Annotated in this window: 16 protein-coding genes; 14 read left to right on the plus strand and 2 right to left on the minus strand. The window is 59.4% G+C overall.

Annotated elements, in window-relative coordinates; translation table 11 throughout:
* Nucleotides 1-56: 56 nt before the first annotated feature.
* The 10 genes from phnG (at nt 57) to VGU61_RS22030 (ending at nt 8,837) form a co-directional block, all read left to right on the plus strand.
* Complete coding sequence (gene phnG / locus VGU61_RS21985) at nt 57-524, plus strand: phosphonate C-P lyase system protein PhnG (RefSeq protein WP_414691685.1); 468 nt, start codon at nt 57-59, stop codon at nt 522-524.
* Nucleotides 521-1,120: a phosphonate C-P lyase system protein PhnH gene (gene phnH / locus VGU61_RS21990; RefSeq protein WP_326861455.1), complete on the plus strand. Its 600-nt coding sequence runs from the start codon at nt 521-523 to the stop codon at nt 1,118-1,120. Before phnG ends, phnH begins: the two co-directional genes overlap by 4 nt.
* 9 nt (nt 1,121-1,129) lie before the next feature.
* A complete protein-coding gene (locus VGU61_RS21995) occupies nt 1,130-2,296 on the plus strand; it encodes a carbon-phosphorus lyase complex subunit PhnI (RefSeq protein WP_326861456.1) in 1,167 nt (388 codons plus the stop codon).
* Nucleotides 2,296-3,189 (plus strand): alpha-D-ribose 1-methylphosphonate 5-phosphate C-P-lyase PhnJ, encoded by an 894-nt coding sequence (locus VGU61_RS22000; protein WP_326861468.1) that lies wholly within the window; start codon nt 2,296-2,298, stop codon nt 3,187-3,189. The genes VGU61_RS21995 and VGU61_RS22000 overlap by 1 nt, the downstream gene beginning before the upstream one ends.
* On the plus strand, nt 3,186-3,965 hold the full coding sequence (gene phnK, locus VGU61_RS22005; RefSeq protein ID WP_326861457.1) for a phosphonate C-P lyase system protein PhnK: 780 nt from the start codon (nt 3,186-3,188) through the stop codon (nt 3,963-3,965). The genes VGU61_RS22000 and phnK overlap by 4 nt, the downstream gene beginning before the upstream one ends.
* Nucleotides 3,966-3,976: 11 nt before the next feature.
* Complete coding sequence (gene phnL / locus VGU61_RS22010) at nt 3,977-4,690, plus strand: phosphonate C-P lyase system protein PhnL (protein WP_326861458.1); 714 nt, start codon at nt 3,977-3,979, stop codon at nt 4,688-4,690.
* A complete protein-coding gene (locus tag VGU61_RS22015) occupies nt 4,687-5,823 on the plus strand; it encodes an alpha-D-ribose 1-methylphosphonate 5-triphosphate diphosphatase (protein WP_326861459.1) in 1,137 nt (378 codons plus the stop codon). The genes phnL and VGU61_RS22015 overlap by 4 nt, the downstream gene beginning before the upstream one ends.
* Before the next feature lie 61 nt (nt 5,824-5,884).
* Nucleotides 5,885-7,054 carry an MGDG synthase family glycosyltransferase gene (locus VGU61_RS22020; protein ID WP_414691686.1) on the plus strand — a complete coding sequence of 390 codons (1,170 nt, stop codon included), beginning with the start codon at nt 5,885-5,887 and terminating at the stop codon, nt 7,052-7,054.
* The gene (locus VGU61_RS22025) at nt 7,044-7,523 is read left to right on the plus strand and encodes a hypothetical protein (RefSeq protein WP_326861460.1); all 480 of its coding nucleotides are present in this window, start codon (nt 7,044-7,046) and stop codon (nt 7,521-7,523) included. The genes VGU61_RS22020 and VGU61_RS22025 overlap by 11 nt, the downstream gene beginning before the upstream one ends.
* An 81-nt stretch (nt 7,524-7,604) precedes the next feature.
* On the plus strand, nt 7,605-8,837 hold the full coding sequence (locus VGU61_RS22030) for a DUF445 domain-containing protein (protein ID WP_326861461.1): 1,233 nt from the start codon (nt 7,605-7,607) through the stop codon (nt 8,835-8,837).
* Between the two features lie 126 nt (nt 8,838-8,963).
* Here the strand turns inward: VGU61_RS22030 and VGU61_RS22035 are convergent, their stop codons facing one another.
* Complete coding sequence (locus tag VGU61_RS22035) at nt 8,964-9,422, minus strand: SixA phosphatase family protein (protein ID WP_326861462.1); 459 nt, start codon at nt 9,420-9,422, stop codon at nt 8,964-8,966.
* A 17-nt stretch (nt 9,423-9,439) separates the two neighbouring features.
* Nucleotides 9,440-11,551 (minus strand): polyphosphate kinase 1, encoded by a 2,112-nt coding sequence (gene ppk1 / locus VGU61_RS22040; protein ID WP_326861463.1) that lies wholly within the window; start codon nt 11,549-11,551, stop codon nt 9,440-9,442.
* Between the two features lie 181 nt (nt 11,552-11,732).
* Here ppk1 and pstS point away from each other — a divergent pair, with 181 nt between their 5' ends.
* The 4 genes from pstS to VGU61_RS22060 all read left to right on the plus strand — a co-directional run.
* Nucleotides 11,733-12,776, plus strand: a complete 1,044-nt coding sequence (gene pstS / locus VGU61_RS22045; RefSeq protein ID WP_326861464.1) for a phosphate ABC transporter substrate-binding protein PstS — start codon at nt 11,733-11,735, stop codon at nt 12,774-12,776.
* Nucleotides 12,777-12,961: 185 nt separating this feature from the next.
* Nucleotides 12,962-13,894 (plus strand): phosphate ABC transporter permease subunit PstC, encoded by a 933-nt coding sequence (gene pstC / locus VGU61_RS22050; protein WP_414691687.1) that lies wholly within the window; start codon nt 12,962-12,964, stop codon nt 13,892-13,894.
* A complete protein-coding gene (gene pstA, locus VGU61_RS22055; protein WP_326861466.1) occupies nt 13,894-14,751 on the plus strand; it encodes a phosphate ABC transporter permease PstA in 858 nt (285 codons plus the stop codon). The genes pstC and pstA overlap by 1 nt, the downstream gene beginning before the upstream one ends.
* A 3-nt stretch (nt 14,752-14,754) precedes the next feature.
* On the plus strand, nt 14,755-14,951 hold a 197-nt coding region (locus VGU61_RS22060; RefSeq protein ID WP_326861467.1), incomplete at its 3' end, for an ATP-binding cassette domain-containing protein.

A 14,951-nucleotide genomic window follows, 5' to 3' on the forward strand; every position in this document is an offset into this window, starting at 1 on the left:
GGGTTGAACCGGCGGATGTCATCAGGATTTCATTTTCCTATGGTCCAATCGCTGCCATGAAAAATCAAGCTCACTCAAACAAACACGTGCCTGAAAGAGCGCAATGGATTTCGCTGCTCGCGAAAGCACCGGGCGATACGCTCGCCGAAATTGCTGCCGCTTACGGCGTGTTGCCCACATACCAGTGGCTGCGTCAACCGGAGATCGGTCTGGCAATGGTGCGTGCCCGCACCGGCGGCACCGGCGCGCAATTCAACCTGGGCGAAATGACCGTCACGCGTTGCGCACTGCGGTTGCACTCCGGGCAGATGGGTGTTGCGTATGTTGCCGGCAGGGATGTCCGGCATGCGGAATATGCGGCCGTGTTCGATGCGCTGATGCAATCCGATGCACAGGACCAGGTGCGGCGGACGGTGCTGCAGCCGATCGAATCGTTGCTTGCGGAAAGGCGGTCCGAGGCTGCCGCCCGGGCCCAGGCAACCAAGGTCGACTTCATGACCATGGTAAGAGGAGAAGATGCATGAGTGCGCTGGCCGATGATCTGTTGCTTGCGGCATGGACCGATGGCGTGCATGCATCGCAGGCGACTTTCCGGTGCGTGCTGAATGCCCTGGCGGAACCCGGCCTCCGGCAAACCGTGCCGGTGCGGATTGAAGGGCCGGCACCGCTCGATCCGGCCACCACCGCACTCTGCCTTGCCTTGATGGATTTCGAAACGCCTGTCTGGCGTGATGCGTCGGCGAATACGCCGGCGGTCACATCCTATCTGCGTTTTCATTGCGGCTCGCCCCTGGTCGGCGACCGTTCCCAGGCAAGCTTTGCGATCGTTGCCGTCCCGACCCCGCTCATGTTCAGCGGATTCACGCAGGGAACGATGGAGTACCCGGACCGCTCATGCACCCTGATCATCCAGTTGCCCAGTCTTGATGGCGGACCTCCACGCACGCTGTCCGGTCCCGGCATCGAAAACACCCGAACGCTTTCCGTCGACGGCTTGCCCGACGACTTCGACCTGCAATGGCGCGAAAACAATGCGGCGTTCCCGTTGGGTGTCGATGTCATCTTCTGCTGCGGCGATGAAATCATCGGCCTGCCGCGCACAACCCGTGTTCAATCGTAAGGAGCGGCCATGTATGTAGCGGTCAAAGGCGGCGAAAAAGCTATTGAACAATCCTATGCCGCCCTCGCGCGCAAGCGCCGTGGCGACACCGCATTGCCGGAATTGAGCGTAGCGCAGATCCGTGAGCAAATGCCGCTGGCGGTGGCGCGGGTGATGAGCGAAGGCTCGCTGTACGACCGTGATCTTGCTGCACTGGCAATCAAGCAATCGGCCGGGGATCTCCTCGAAGCGGTCTTTCTGCTGCGCGCCTACCGGACCACGCTGCCGCGCCTGCTGGCAACCCTTCCTGTCGATACCGGCCGGATGATGATCGAGCGGCGCATTTCCGCGACATTCAAGGATATGCCGGGAGGACAGATCCTCGGGCCGACATACGACTACACGCAGCGCCTGCTCGACTTCTCGCTGGCGGCCGATGCAAGTGCGCGGCACGGTGGCACTCAGGCGGCAACTCTTTCCGCGGAAGCGGACGAGGAACCGATGCCGCGTGTCCTCGATTTTCTGAATGCCGAAGGCCTGATCGAAAGCGAATCGCCGCCGCCCGGCGATCCGGCGCCTGCCGACCTGACCCGCGAACCGCTTGCCTTCCCTGCCAGCCGCGAAGCGCGGCTGCAAAATCTGGCGCGCGGCGACGAAGGCTTTCTCCTCGCGCTCGGTTACTCCACCCAGCGCGGCTATGGACGCAACCATCCCTTTGCCGGCGAGATCCGCTATGGAAGGGTGACGGTCGAGGTGGTGCCGGAAGAACTCGGGTTTCCGATCGAGATAGGCGAAATCGAGCTCACCGAATGCCAGATGGTGAACCAGTTCTCCGGTTCCCATCAGGAAGCCGCCCGCTTTACCCGCGGCTATGGTTTGAGCTTCGGCCATGGTGAGCGCAAGGCGATGGCCATGGGCCTGGTCGACCGTGCGCTGCGGGCGCAGGAACTGGACGAGGAGATCACTGCGCCGGCGCAGATGGCGGAGTTCGTCCTGTATCACTCCGACAATGTCGAAGCGTCCGGCTTCGTGCAGCACCTCAAGCTGCCGCACTACGTTGATTTCCAATCGGAGCTGACATTGATTCGTGCCCTGCGTCGCCAGTTCGCGGAGCAGCAGGCCGCCGCCGGGGCTGGCGCCGACAGTACCCCGGAACCCGAGACGATCGTTTCCCCACGCGCTTCGAAAGCAGCATGATGCAGACACACCTCACGCACCAAGCCGTCACCGCCAGCGTGCCGCCGGATAGCGGCTACAACTTTGCCTATCTCGACGAGCAGACCAAGCGCATGATCCGGCGTGCAATCCTGAAGGCAGTTGCCATACCCGGCTACCAGGTGCCGTTTGGCGGGCGCGAAATGCCTTTGCCGTATGGCTGGGGGACGGGCGGCATTCAAGTGACCGCCGCCGTGATCGGTCGGGATGATGTACTGAAAGTCATCGACCAGGGATCCGACGACACCACCAACGCAGTAAACATTCGCCGTTTCTTTCGCCGTACGACCGGCGTGGCGACTACCGAGCGCACGACGGAAGCAAGCCTGATCCAGACCCGGCATCGCATTCCTGAAACACCACTGAAAGCCGGCCAGACCATTGTTTACCAGGTGCCGATCCCCGAGCCGCTGCGCTGGCTGGAGGCAAGCGAGGAGCAGACCCGCAAGTTGCATTCGATGGCCGACTATGGATTGATGAGCGTGAAGTTGTACGAAGACATCGCCCGGATGGGCAAGATCGCCACGTCATATGACTATCCCGTAGTCGTCAACGGGCGTTACCTGATGCGGCCATCGCCTATCCCGAAATTCGATAATCCGAAAATGAACATGAGCCCTGCATTGCAACTGTTTGGCGCCGGACGCGAGAAACGAATCTACGCGGTACCGCCATACACCCCGGTCAGGAGCCTGGATTTCGACGACCATCCCTTCGAGGTCGAACGCTGGGAGCAAACCTGTGCGCTGTGCGGTTCGGACCACAGCTTCCTTGACGAAGTCATTGTGGATGATCAGGGTGCGCGCATGTATGTATGCAGCGACACCGACTACTGCCGTGGACGGCAGGCGGCATCGACACCGGAGGCAGCATGAGCGACACGATGGGTAAAGCGCTGCTGCGCGCCGAAGGCGTCTTCAAGCGTTTCGGAGCGCGCATCGCTTGCGACGCGATCGATCTCACGCTTTATCCGGGCGAGGTGCTTGGCATTGTCGGCGAGTCCGGTTCGGGCAAGACGACGCTGCTGAAATGCCTGGCCGGGCAGTCCGTCCCGGATGCCGGCAGGGTACTGTTTTCAACCAGGCATGACGGCGAGGCCGACATCTACGCAATCAGCGAAGCCCGCCGCAAACTGCTGTCGCGCACCGACTGGGGATTCGTTCACCAGAGCGCACGCGACGGACTGCGCAGCGACGTCTCGGCCGGAGCCAACGTCGGCGAGCGCCTGATGGCGGTCGGCGCGCGGCACTACGGCAACATCCGCGCCGAGGCAATCGAGTGGCTGGCAAGGGTCGAAATCGACCCGTCGCGCATCGACGACCTGCCGCGCGATTTCTCCGGCGGCATGCAGCAACGTTTGCAGATTGCCCGCAACCTGGTGACCAAGCCGCGCCTGATATTCATGGACGAGCCGACCGCAAGCCTTGATGTGTCGGTGCAGGCGCGCCTGCTCGACCTGCTGCGCCAGCTGGTCTCGCAGCTTCAGGTCGCGGCGGTGATTGTTACCCACGATCTGGCCGTGGCGCGCCTGCTCGCGCATCGTTTGATGGTGATGCGAAGAGGGCAGGTCGTGGAGGAAGGGCTGACCGACCAGGTGCTGGATGATCCCCAGCATCCGTACACGCAACTGCTGGTGTCGTCCGTGTTATGAAAGAGCCAACCATGAACAGTCGCATCGAAGTGAGCGACCTCTCGAAGGAATTCATCCTGCATCTGCAGGGCAGTCTGCAACTGCCGGTGCTGTCAGGTGTGAACATGCAGGTCGATGCCGGCGAATGCGTCGTGATCCATGCGCCCTCCGGTGCCGGCAAGAGCACGCTGCTGCGCTGCCTGTATGCCAACTATCGCGCCAGCAGCGGCCGCATCAATATCCGCCATGGCGATCATTGGGTCGACCTCGCGTCCGCCAGCCCACATGAAGTGCATGCGGTGCGTCGCTCGACGCTCGGATTCGTTACCCAATTCCTGCGCGTGATCCCACGCGTACCGACGCTTGATCTCGTCGCGGAGCCCTTGATTGCGAAAGGCATGGACGCCAGGGACGCGCTGGAAGAAGCCAGATCCTGGCTGTCGCGGCTGCGCGTTCCGCCGCGCCTGTGGCATGTGCCGCCCGCTACATTCTCCGGTGGCGAACAGCAACGGGTGAATATCGCCCGCACGATGATTTCCGACTATCCGGTGCTGCTGCTGGACGAGCCGACCGCCTCACTTGACGAAGCCAACCGCGACACCGTCATCGGCCTGATCAATGCCGCCCGAGAACGCGGTGCTGCCATCGTCGGCATTTTTCACGACGAGTACGTACGGCGCTCGTTGGCCACACGCCTGTTTTCGATTACTCCGGTTCAACCCGTCTCACTGGTAGGAACGCCATGACCGTTATTGCCAACGCTCGTATCGTCACCGCCGATGAAGAATTCGTCGGTTCCCTGTTCGTCAGGAATGGCGTGATCGCCGAAGTGGCCGGCGGCCAAAGCACCGTTGCTGGCGCGGACGACTGGAATGGGGACTACTTGTTGCCGGGCATGGTGGAGGTGCATACCGACAATCTGGAAAAACACTTGATGCCCAGGCCCAAGGTGAACTGGCCGGTATTACCGGCGATCATTGCCCACGACGCCCAGATCGCCGCTTCCGGCATCACCACCGTCCTCGATGCATTGTCGGTCGGCGATATCGATGCCGACAGCATCCGCGTCCGCACCCTGACCGCCTGCAGCGAGGGACTCCGAGACGCCTCGAAGGCCGGCATCCTGCGTGCGGATCATTTTCTGCATGTACGGCTGGAGCTGGCCGAAGAAAATCTGCTGGATATGTTCGATCCGTTCCTGCACGACGAACGGCTGAAGCTGGTATCCCTGATGGACCACACCCCCGGACAGCGCCAGTGGACCGACCTGACGCATTACCGCACCTACGTGACGGGCAAGCGCGGCTGGAGCGAGGAGAAGGTCGATTCGATGCTGGTGAACCTCCTGGATCGCCAGCAGCGCTATGCCGACGCCAATCGCTCCGGCGTGGTGGCGCGCTGCATGCAGCGTACTGTGCCGGTGCCGCTCGCAACGCATGACGACACCACGGTGGCGCACGTGGAGGAGGGCGTCGGCGACGGCGTCACGATTTCCGAATTTCCGACCACCATGGCCGCCGCCCGCGCCGCACGGGAGCGGGGGCTCGGCATCATCATGGGTGCGCCGAACCTGGTGCGTGGCGGCTCGCATTCCGGCAACGTGTCGGCGGCGGAACTGGCGCGAGCTGATCTGCTCGACGTGCTGTCCTCCGACTACGTACCGGCAAGCCTGCTGCATGCCGCATTCCTGCTGCGCAAGGAAGGATTCAGCCTGCCGAATGCGATTGCCACCGTATCGCGCAACCCGGCACTCATGGTCGGGCTGATCGACCGGGGCGAGATCGCGCCCGAACTGCGCGCCGATTTCATCCGCGTCCGGATTGCGGCGGGCATTCCGGTTGTAATGGGCGTATGGAAAGCGGGACGGCAGATTGCATAGTCTGCATGGCCAACTTCGCCGCTTCGTCAGGCCGTTGCACGCGGCGGCCCGCTCGCCTGCCATTCAGCATCCCGGCTACTCAACCGTTTCCCGCAAACGAATACTGGTCCTCAGCGTATCCGCCGGCCTCGGCCACCTGCGGGCGGCCGAAGCCATCAAGGCCCATGCCGTCCGGTTTCCCGCTGCGGACGTCACGCATCTGGATGTCATGCAATATGTGCCTGCGGGGTTTCGCAGGCTGTACACCGGCTTTTACCTCACCCTGGTGAATCGGCTTCCTGCCTTGTGGGGCTGCCTTTATCAATCAACCAATAATGCGCGGCCCGACAGCATGCTGCAAACCTTGCGGCGCGCCGTCGAACGGCTCAATACCCGTGCACTGCTGCGTGAGATCGCCGGGCTGGCGCCTGACGTCATCATCTGCACGCATTTCCTCCCGGCCGAGCTGCTATCCCGTTTGGCCGGCTCGTACCGGCATGCATGTCCGGTATGGGTGCAGGTGACCGATTTCGATCTGCACCGAATGTGGGTGCAGCCGCATATCGCCGGCTACTTCGCTGCCAGCGAGGAAGTGGCGTTTCGCATGCGCGCGCGGGGCATACCGCCGCACGCCATCCATGTGACCGGTATCCCGGTCATGCCTGCATTCGGCGCGGTGCATGACCGCGGCTGTTGTGCGAGCGAACTGGAACTCGATCCGCAGCGCACGACCCTGGTGCTCATGGGAGGAGGTGCCGGTCTCGGTAGTCTGGATGCGGTCGCCGCGCGGCTCCTGGACATCGAAGAAGACTTCCAGCTGGTCGTCATGGCCGGCAGGAACATGAGCGCATTAAGCAAGTTGCGCAGGTTGGCGACACGATATCCCGGCCGCCTGCTGCCGTACGGATATACCGACCGTATCGAACGCGTGCTTGCATGCGCCGATCTGGTCATCACCAAACCCGGCGGGTTGACCAGTGCGGAATGTCTTTCGCTCGGATTGCCGATGATCGTCAATGATCCGATTCGGGGGCAGGAGGAGCGCAATGCGGATTTTCTGCTGGAGCAGGGCGTGGCGTTGAAGGCCTGCGACCCGATCACGCTGGAATACCGGGTTCGTTACCTGTTGCGCCATCCCGAAAAACTGGCTGACATGCGGCGCCGGGCGAGGGCGCTCGGCCGCCCGGATGCGGCGCGGGATGTGCTGGAAACCGTCATGGCCGCCGATGCCGGACAATACGATGCGGTTTGAAATTCACGGGCGCCGGCTCGGATTGATCCTGGCATGGGTCGTCATGCTTGCGTACTTCTTCGCTCATGCGGAAATCCAGATCGAGGGCGGCGCGGGTTGGGCGGCGAACCTGCCGACATGGCGCATCGAACAGCATTGGCTGCTCGACATCTTTTGGGGCGGGCGGCCGATGACCGGTTACCACGCATGGCTCTTTCCGTTCATCGCACTCTTTTTTCATCTACCTTTGTTCTTCATCGGGCATTGGTCCTGGCGGGCCGAATGCCTGGTGCTGGCCTGCATCATGCTGTTCTGGATCGTGGAGGACTTTCTCTGGTTCATGCTCAATCCGGCATACGGGCTTGCACGGTTTCATGCCGAGGCCATACCCTGGCATAAGCATTGGCTGTGGGTTGCGCCGGTGGACTACTGGATTTTCTCGGCGGTAATGCTGATGCTCCTGTGGTTATCCGCTCGGAAAATCCAGTAGTTCCGCCGATTGTTGTCAAGGGTGAACCAACCATCCCGGTGTATGCTCGAACTGGTTATTTCATCTGGATAAGACCGGTCGATGCTGGAAGAACGTCAAGCAGCGCAATTCATCAAAATACGCCGGCTCGCGACCGGCCTGCTGGTGCTGATGGCGGTCATTTTCGTCATCTGCCGGATATATGAACCGCAGTATGCATTTCTGGCCTATGTCAGCGCATTTGCGGAAGCCGCGATGGTGGGGGCGCTCGCGGACTGGTTCGCCGTCACCGCGCTCTTCCGTTCCCCGCTCGGCCTGCCGATTCCCCATACCGCCATCATCCCGCGCAACAAGGACCGGATCGGCGAAAGCCTGTCCGATTTCCTCGAACATAATTTCATGACGCCGGAAATCATCCGGGAGGAACTCGACCGGCTGGACTTCTCGGGGATGGTGGCTTCATGGTTGTCCCGTCCCGAAAACAGCAGGGCGGTGTCACGTCAGATCGTGCGCAGCATCCCCGCTCTGCTGAAGGTGGTGGAGGATGACGATGTGCGCCATTTCATGCAAAACCGCATCACCTCCGCACTGCAGAACACCCGCTTCGCGCCGATTCTGGCCGAAATCATCTCCATGCTGGCCGCCAACCGGCATCATCAAAAATTGTTTGATCACCTGCTCGGCATGGCGGCCCGTGCATTGGAAAACAACAAGCCCTATATTCGCTGGAAGATCCATGAAAGCAGTCCGCGCTGGATGCCGAAGGCGATCGATCAAAAGCTGTACGAGCGCCTGCTCGACGCACTGGAAAGTACGCTGGCGGAAATGAAGGAAGAGGACAGCGAATGGCGCGCGCGCTTCCAGAAATCCACCGATGAACTCATCGAACAGCTCAAGACCTCGCCGGAGTACGGCGAGAAGATCGATGCCGTCGTCATGGATATTGCTGGGCATCCGCTGTTCCGCAATTATTCGGTCCAGGTCTGGCATGACCTCAAGGCCCGGCTGGAAGCCGATGCGTTGGCGGAGGATTCACAAATGGCGGTCAAGCTTGAGCAGGCCTTGCTGGCGTTCGGCACCGAGTTGCTGCGAGATGATACGGTGCAGGTGAAGCTGAATCGATGGATTCGGGAATTTGCTGTTGATGCGATCGTGAAGCGGAGAGAGATGATTGCAGACCTGGTGGCGCGGGTGATCCGGAAATGGGATGCGGAGACGATATCGCGCAAGCTGGAGCTGCATGTGGGGAAGGATTTGCAATATATACGGATTAATGGGACGTTGGTCGGGGGAGTGGTTGGGTTGTTGTTGCACGTGGTGTCGGGGATGTTGTGAGGAGTTGCTTGAGCGCGGCTCGCTGGTGATGGACCACGTTTGGTTTCTCGAAGGGATGAGCCAGTCCCGGCTCGTCTCTTCGGAGCGACGGGTACGTCGCATCACCGGAAAACCGTACAACCAACCTTACTTCCCCGCCAAATCCGCCCCAATCACCGCCTTCAAATAATTCACCGTTCCTGACTCCGTCACCTTCTGCGCAATCCAGCAAACACTTCCTTTACGCAGCATCCACTCCTGCTCCTTACCCATGATCAGCAGCGAAATCAAATGCCCGAGCGTAGGCTGGTGTCCCACCACAAGCACTGTCTCGCGCGCATCCGGCCAGTTGGCGGCTTGCAGAATGCCCTGTGCTGTGGCGTCATGCGCCAACGCGGGATGCGTCTTGAACTTGCGTCCGAGCGCTTCGGCGGTCTGCACGGTCCGCACCGCGGGACTGGCCAGGATCCGGCAGTTGCTCGGCAGGTGCCGGTCCAGCCATCCGGCGGTTTTTGATGCCTGCTTATGTCCTTTCGACGTAAGCGCACGTGCCTCGTCAGGAAAGCCGGGTTCCGCTTCGGCATGTCGCCATAAGATCAGGTCCATTGATATTCCTTCCTCGCTCAATCTTCTTCTTGTGCATCCGTTGACCCCAGTGTCTGTGCCAGATATTGCTGGGCATTGAAGGGGACTTGCTTGCCGCGTGGCTTACGTCTGTGATACACGCCGTCGGAGCCGAGTTCCCAGGCGCTGGTATTGTCCTTCAGATAGGGATGGAGTCCCTCTGAAATGACTTGCTTCTTCAAGGTGGTGTCGAGAATCGGGAACGCCACTTCCACCCTCCGGAACAGGTTGCGGTTCATCCAGTCCGCGCTCGCCAGATACACGTCGTGCGCAAGGTTATTGCGGAAGTAGTAGATACGGCTATGCTCCAGGAAGCGGCCAATGATCGAGCGAACCCGGATGTTCTCCGAAAGTCCCGGCACGCCGGGACGCAATGCACAGGCGCCACGCACGATCAGGTCAATCTTGACGCCGTCCGCCGATGCCGCGTACAACGCACGGATGACGGATTCGTCGAGCAGCGCGTTCATCTTCGCGATGATCCGCGCCGGCTTTCCGGATTTGGCAATCGCGGCTTCATTGCGTATGGCGCGCACGATTTCCTTCTGCAGTGCAAACGGCGCCAGCCAGAGGTACTGCAGTTTCTTGGGCTTGGTGAGACTGGTCAGGTGGATGAATATCTCATTCACCTCCGCAGTCAATTTCGGATGCGCGGTCAGTAGCCCGAAATCGGTGTAGTGCTTTGTCGTCGTAGGATGATAATTGCCGGTCCCCAGGTGCGCGTAGTAACGCAGTTCCTTGTTCTCACGGCGCAGCACCAGCGCCATCTTGGCATGGGTCTTCAGGCCGACGACGCCGTACACCACCTGCGCGCCGACCCGTTCCAGGCGCTCCGCCCAATTGATATTCGCTTCTTCATCGAAGCGGGCCATCAGTTCCACGATCACCGTGACTTCCTTGCCGCGCCGTGCCGCAGCGATCAACGACTCCATCAGGTCGGAATTCATGCCGGTCCGATAGATGGTTTGCTTGATCGCGAGCACGCTGGGATCGCTGGCCGCGCTGCGGATGAATTCCACGACGGGCTGGAAGGATTGGAAGGGATGATGCAACAGCAGGTCGCGCTTTTTGAGCAGGTCGAACATGCTGGTATCGGCGAGAAGCGGTGGCATTCCAGGATAAAAAGCCGGAAAGTGGAGCGCCGGCTGCCCGACGCTGCCGATCAGTTCCTGCAGGCGCACCATGTTGACCGGCCCATCCACGGCAAAGAGCCGGCTTTTATCGATGGAGAACTGTTCCAGCAGCAATGCGGCCAGATGCGGCGGACAATTTCTGGCAACCTCCAGCCGGACCGCGAAGCCGAACTGCCTGCTATGCAATTCAGTTTGCAATGCTTGCCGCAAATTCTTCACTTCTTCTTCATCTACCCATAAATCGCTGTTTCGTGTCACGCGGAACTGGGAGTAGGCGATGACTTCCCGTCCGGTAAACAGATCGGTGATGTGCGCATGGATGATCGAGGACAGCAGGCAGAACGAAATCCCTTTTTTGGACAATTCGTCCGGCAGCCGGATGACACGCGGCAGGACTCTCGGCGCTTTCATGATGGCAATGGCGGTGCCGCGGCCGAACGCATCTTTGCCGGAAAGCTCGACGATGAAATTCAGGCTCTTGTTGACGACCTGCGGGAAGGGGTGCGCCGGGTCGAGACCGATCGGGGTCAGCAGCGGCCTTACTTCGCGATCGAAGTAATCCTTGACCCAGGCGCGCTGTTCCTCGTTGCGATCCTGGTGGCGCAAAAGGTGGACCCCCTTTGACGAAAGCTCCGGAAGGATATGCTCGTTCAGAACCGCATATTGCCTTTCAACAATCTGGTGACACTCCACGCTGGTCCGCTCCAGCGCCGCCGTCAGGGCGGGCGGCAACGACTTGTCGCCGTCGATCCGGTTCTGGGCGAGCAGGCTGGCGATTCTTACTTCAAAAAACTCGTCCAGGTTGCTGCTGACGATGCACAGGTATCGAAGCCGTTCCAATAAGGGAATATCCCGGTCTTCCGCCTGGGCAAGAACGCGGCGGTTGAACGCCAGTTGGGACAATTCCCGATTCAGGTAAATCTGTCCCTGTAATAAATCGTCGACTGCGCTTTTCTGTAACTTCGTCTTCTTATCCATATTCGTAGCGGCTTCCGATGATCAAGCTAGCCGGAGTGTAGGGGGGCGATATGACAACTTGATGACATGAATTTTATATCTCAGGCAATTTATGACACGTAATTACGCCCCTGTCATATACATGTCACAAATGTTGGTTAGAGTTCGGGCTGTCTCAATTTGACAAACCCTAGGAGCAATTATGCGACTGAATAAATTTCTTGGATCGGCAGCCCTGGCATTGGGCGCCGCATTCACATTCACATCCGCTGTCGCGGCCGATATCACCGGTGCCGGAGCGACTTTCCCGTATCCGATCTATGCAAAATGGGCGGAAGAGTACAAGAAAGCGACCGGGAACGGCCTGAACTATCAGTCCATCGGCTCCGGTGGCGGCATCAAGCAGATCAAGGCGAAAACGGTCGACTTCGGCGCCTCTGACATGCCTTTGAAGCCAGAGGAACTTGAGTCCAGCGGCCTGATTCAATTCCCTGCCATCATGGGCGGCGTCGTGCCCATCGTGAACGTCGAAGGGGTTGCTCCCGGCCAAATGAAGCTGAACGGCAAGGTTCTTGGCGATATCTTCCTCGGCAAGATCACGAAATGGAATGCGCCGGAAATCGCGGCACTCAACCAAGGCGTCAAGCTGCCCGGCGAAGAGATCACCGTTGTGCATCGTTCGGATGGTTCCGGCACCACGTTCATTTTCGCGGACTACCTGTCGAAGGTGAACCCGGAATTCAAATCGACCATCGGTGTCGGTACTGCAGTCAAATGGCCGACCGGCGTGGGCGGCAAGGGCAACGAAGGTGTTGCCGCGAACGTGCAGCGTATCAAGAATTCGATCGGTTACGTCGAGTACGCCTATGCGAAACGTAACAAGATGAGCCATACGCAGATGCAGAACCGCGAAGGTCAGTTTGTTCAGCCGGATGACGATTCGTTCAAGGCGGCTGCGGCCTTCGCCGACTGGGCGAAGACGCCGGGCATGGGCGTGCTGCTGACCGATCAGCCAGGCAAGACAAGCTGGCCGATGACGGGCGCATCCTTCATCCTGATGCACAAGACGCAAGCCGACTCTGCAAAAGCTAAGGAAGTCCTGAAGTTCTTCGAGTGGTCTTACAAAAACGGCGGTAATATGGCGGCCGAGTTGGATTACGTCGCAATGCCGGCACCTGTTATCAAGCTGGTGCAGGACGCATGGAAGGCGCAATTGAAGGACGAATCCGGCAAGGCGGTCTGGTAATCGCCTGTAGAGCCTGATTGTGTCTGAAGGCGTGGGCCGCTGCCTTATCGTGAAGCGCGGCCCGCGCGTTTTTATTGGGAACCTGAATTATGAGTGCAAATATTTCTTCCATTTCCCCGCCCATCATTGACTCGGACGCCAAGGTCCGTGAGGCGGAGGTGGCTCACAAGGCATTGGTTTCCACCATGCGCAAGCAGCGGGTCCAGGATTTCCTTTTTCACAAAATTACGCTTGCTTTCGCACTCAGCGTTCTGCTGGTGCTGGTAGGCATCATCATCTCGCTGATTCTCGGCGCATGGCCGGCCTTCAGGGAATTCGGTCCCGCATTCATCTCCACCATCGAATGGGACCCGGTGAATGACCAGTATGGTGCATTGATCGCCATCGTCGGCACCCTGGCCAGTTCCCTGATCGCATTGATTATCGCGTTTCCGATCAGCTTCGGGATTGCGCTTTTCCTTACCGAGATTTGCCCCGCCAGGTTGAAGCGTCCGCTCGGTACCGCAGTGGAACTGCTCGCCGGCGTTCCGAGCATCATCTACGGCATGTGGGGATTGTTTATCTTCGCGCCGCTCTTCGGTGACTACATTCAACCACTTCTTAACAAGACGATTGGCCAGTTGCCGTTTGTCGGCTACCTGTTCAAAGGTCCGATGATGGGCATCGGCATCATGACGGCCGGCATTATTCTTGCAGTCATGATCATTCCCTTCATCGCTTCAGTGATGCGTGATGTTTTCGAGATCGTACCGCCTGTCCTGAAGGAATCGGCTTATGGGCTGGGCTGCACGAAATGGGAAGTGGTGCGCAAGATTGTCCTGCCTTATACCCGCAATGGCGTGGTCGGCGGCGTGATGCTGGGTCTCGGACGTGCTTTTGGTGAGACCATGGCGGTCACCTTCGTCATCGGCAATGCGCACAAACTGTCGTGGTCGCTTTTCGCCCCGGGGAACAGTATTGCATCGACATTGGCGAATGAATTCGCCGAAGCCGAATCGACGCTGCATGTATCTTCGCTGTTCGCGCTTGGCCTGATTCTTTTCCTGATCACCTTTTTGGTATTGTCGGCAGCAAAACTCATGTTGATGGGCTTGTCCCGCAACGAGGGGACGAAATAATGAACTCCGTAATGAATCCCGTGTATCGCAAGCGCCTCTGGAAGCACCGCGTCGGCATCGCATTGTCGTTCTTCGCAATGGCGGTCGGCCTGTTTTTCCTGATGTGGATCCTCTTCACGCTGCTGTCGAAGGGTTTCGGTGCGCTGAGTCTCAGCATGTTCACCGAAACCACGCCGGCTCCGGGCAATGAGGGAGGCGGCCTGATGAATGCGATTGTCGGCAGCCTGATGATGGTTGGCGCCGCGACCCTGGTCAGCACGCCGATCGGCATTCTTGCCGGAATCTATCTCGCCGAGTATGGCGAGGAAAGCTGGCTGGCGCAGTTCACCCGTTTCATCACCGACATCATGCTGTCGGCGCCATCGATCGTCATCGGCTTGTTCGTGTACGCGATTTATGTTGCCAACGTTAAGCATTTCTCCGGCTGGGCCGGTACCTTCGCCATCTCGCTGATTGCGATACCGGTCGTCGTGCGTACCACCGACAACATGTTGAAACTGGTGCCGAGCAGTCTGCGGGAAGCCGCCTTTTCACTCGGCGCGCCGCGCTGGAAAGTGGCAATGATGGTCAGGCTGCGCGCGGTGAAAGCCGGCGTCGTGACAGGCGTGCTGCTCGCCGTGGCGCGCATTTCCGGTGAAACTGCGCCGCTGCTGTTCACCGCGCTCAACAATCAATTCTTCAGCGCCGACATGAACAAGCCGCTCGCCAACTTGCCGGTCGTGATCTACCAATTCGCGATGAGCCCGTACGACAACTGGCGTTCGCTCGCCTGGGGCGGAGCGCTGCTGATTACCTTCAGCGTGCTCGGTTTGAATATCCTCTCGCGCACTCTGTTTAGTCAAAAAATTCCGAGCTAAACCATGAATACTATTGCTTCCCCGCAGGTTGAAAAAGCGACCCTCGAGATATCCGGCCTGAATTTTTTCTACGGCAGTTTTCAGGGGCTGAAAAACATTAATCTGAACATCAATGAGAAAAAAGTGACGGCCTTCATCGGCCCGTCGGGATGCGGCAAATCAACCTTGCTGCGTACGCTCAACCGCATGTATGACCTGTA

The sequence above is a fragment of the Noviherbaspirillum sp. genome (assembly GCF_035944575.1).
Classification (GTDB): Bacteria; Pseudomonadota; Gammaproteobacteria; order Burkholderiales; family Burkholderiaceae_D; genus Noviherbaspirillum.

Coding starts and splice junctions, on each gene's coding strand:
- phnG (WP_414691685.1), top strand. CDS start 57: ATGAAAAATCAAGCTCACTCAAACAAACACGTGCCTGAAAGAGCGCAA.
- phnH (WP_326861455.1), top strand. CDS start 521: ATGAGTGCGCTGGCCGATGATCTGTTGCTTGCGGCATGGACCGATGGC.
- VGU61_RS21995 (WP_326861456.1), top strand. CDS start 1,130: ATGTATGTAGCGGTCAAAGGCGGCGAAAAAGCTATTGAACAATCCTAT.
- VGU61_RS22000 (WP_326861468.1), top strand. CDS start 2,296: ATGCAGACACACCTCACGCACCAAGCCGTCACCGCCAGCGTGCCGCCG.
- phnK (WP_326861457.1), top strand. CDS start 3,186: ATGAGCGACACGATGGGTAAAGCGCTGCTGCGCGCCGAAGGCGTCTTC.
- phnL (WP_326861458.1), top strand. CDS start 3,977: ATGAACAGTCGCATCGAAGTGAGCGACCTCTCGAAGGAATTCATCCTG.
- VGU61_RS22015 (WP_326861459.1), top strand. CDS start 4,687: ATGACCGTTATTGCCAACGCTCGTATCGTCACCGCCGATGAAGAATTC.
- VGU61_RS22025 (WP_326861460.1), top strand. CDS start 7,044: ATGCGGTTTGAAATTCACGGGCGCCGGCTCGGATTGATCCTGGCATGG.
- VGU61_RS22030 (WP_326861461.1), top strand. CDS start 7,605: ATGCTGGAAGAACGTCAAGCAGCGCAATTCATCAAAATACGCCGGCTC.
- VGU61_RS22035 (WP_326861462.1), bottom strand. CDS start 9,422: ATGGACCTGATCTTATGGCGACATGCCGAAGCGGAACCCGGCTTTCCT.
- ppk1 (WP_326861463.1), bottom strand. CDS start 11,551: ATGGATAAGAAGACGAAGTTACAGAAAAGCGCAGTCGACGATTTATTA.
- pstS (WP_326861464.1), top strand. CDS start 11,733: ATGCGACTGAATAAATTTCTTGGATCGGCAGCCCTGGCATTGGGCGCC.
- pstC (WP_414691687.1), top strand. CDS start 12,962: ATGCGCAAGCAGCGGGTCCAGGATTTCCTTTTTCACAAAATTACGCTT.
- pstA (WP_326861466.1), top strand. CDS start 13,894: ATGAACTCCGTAATGAATCCCGTGTATCGCAAGCGCCTCTGGAAGCAC.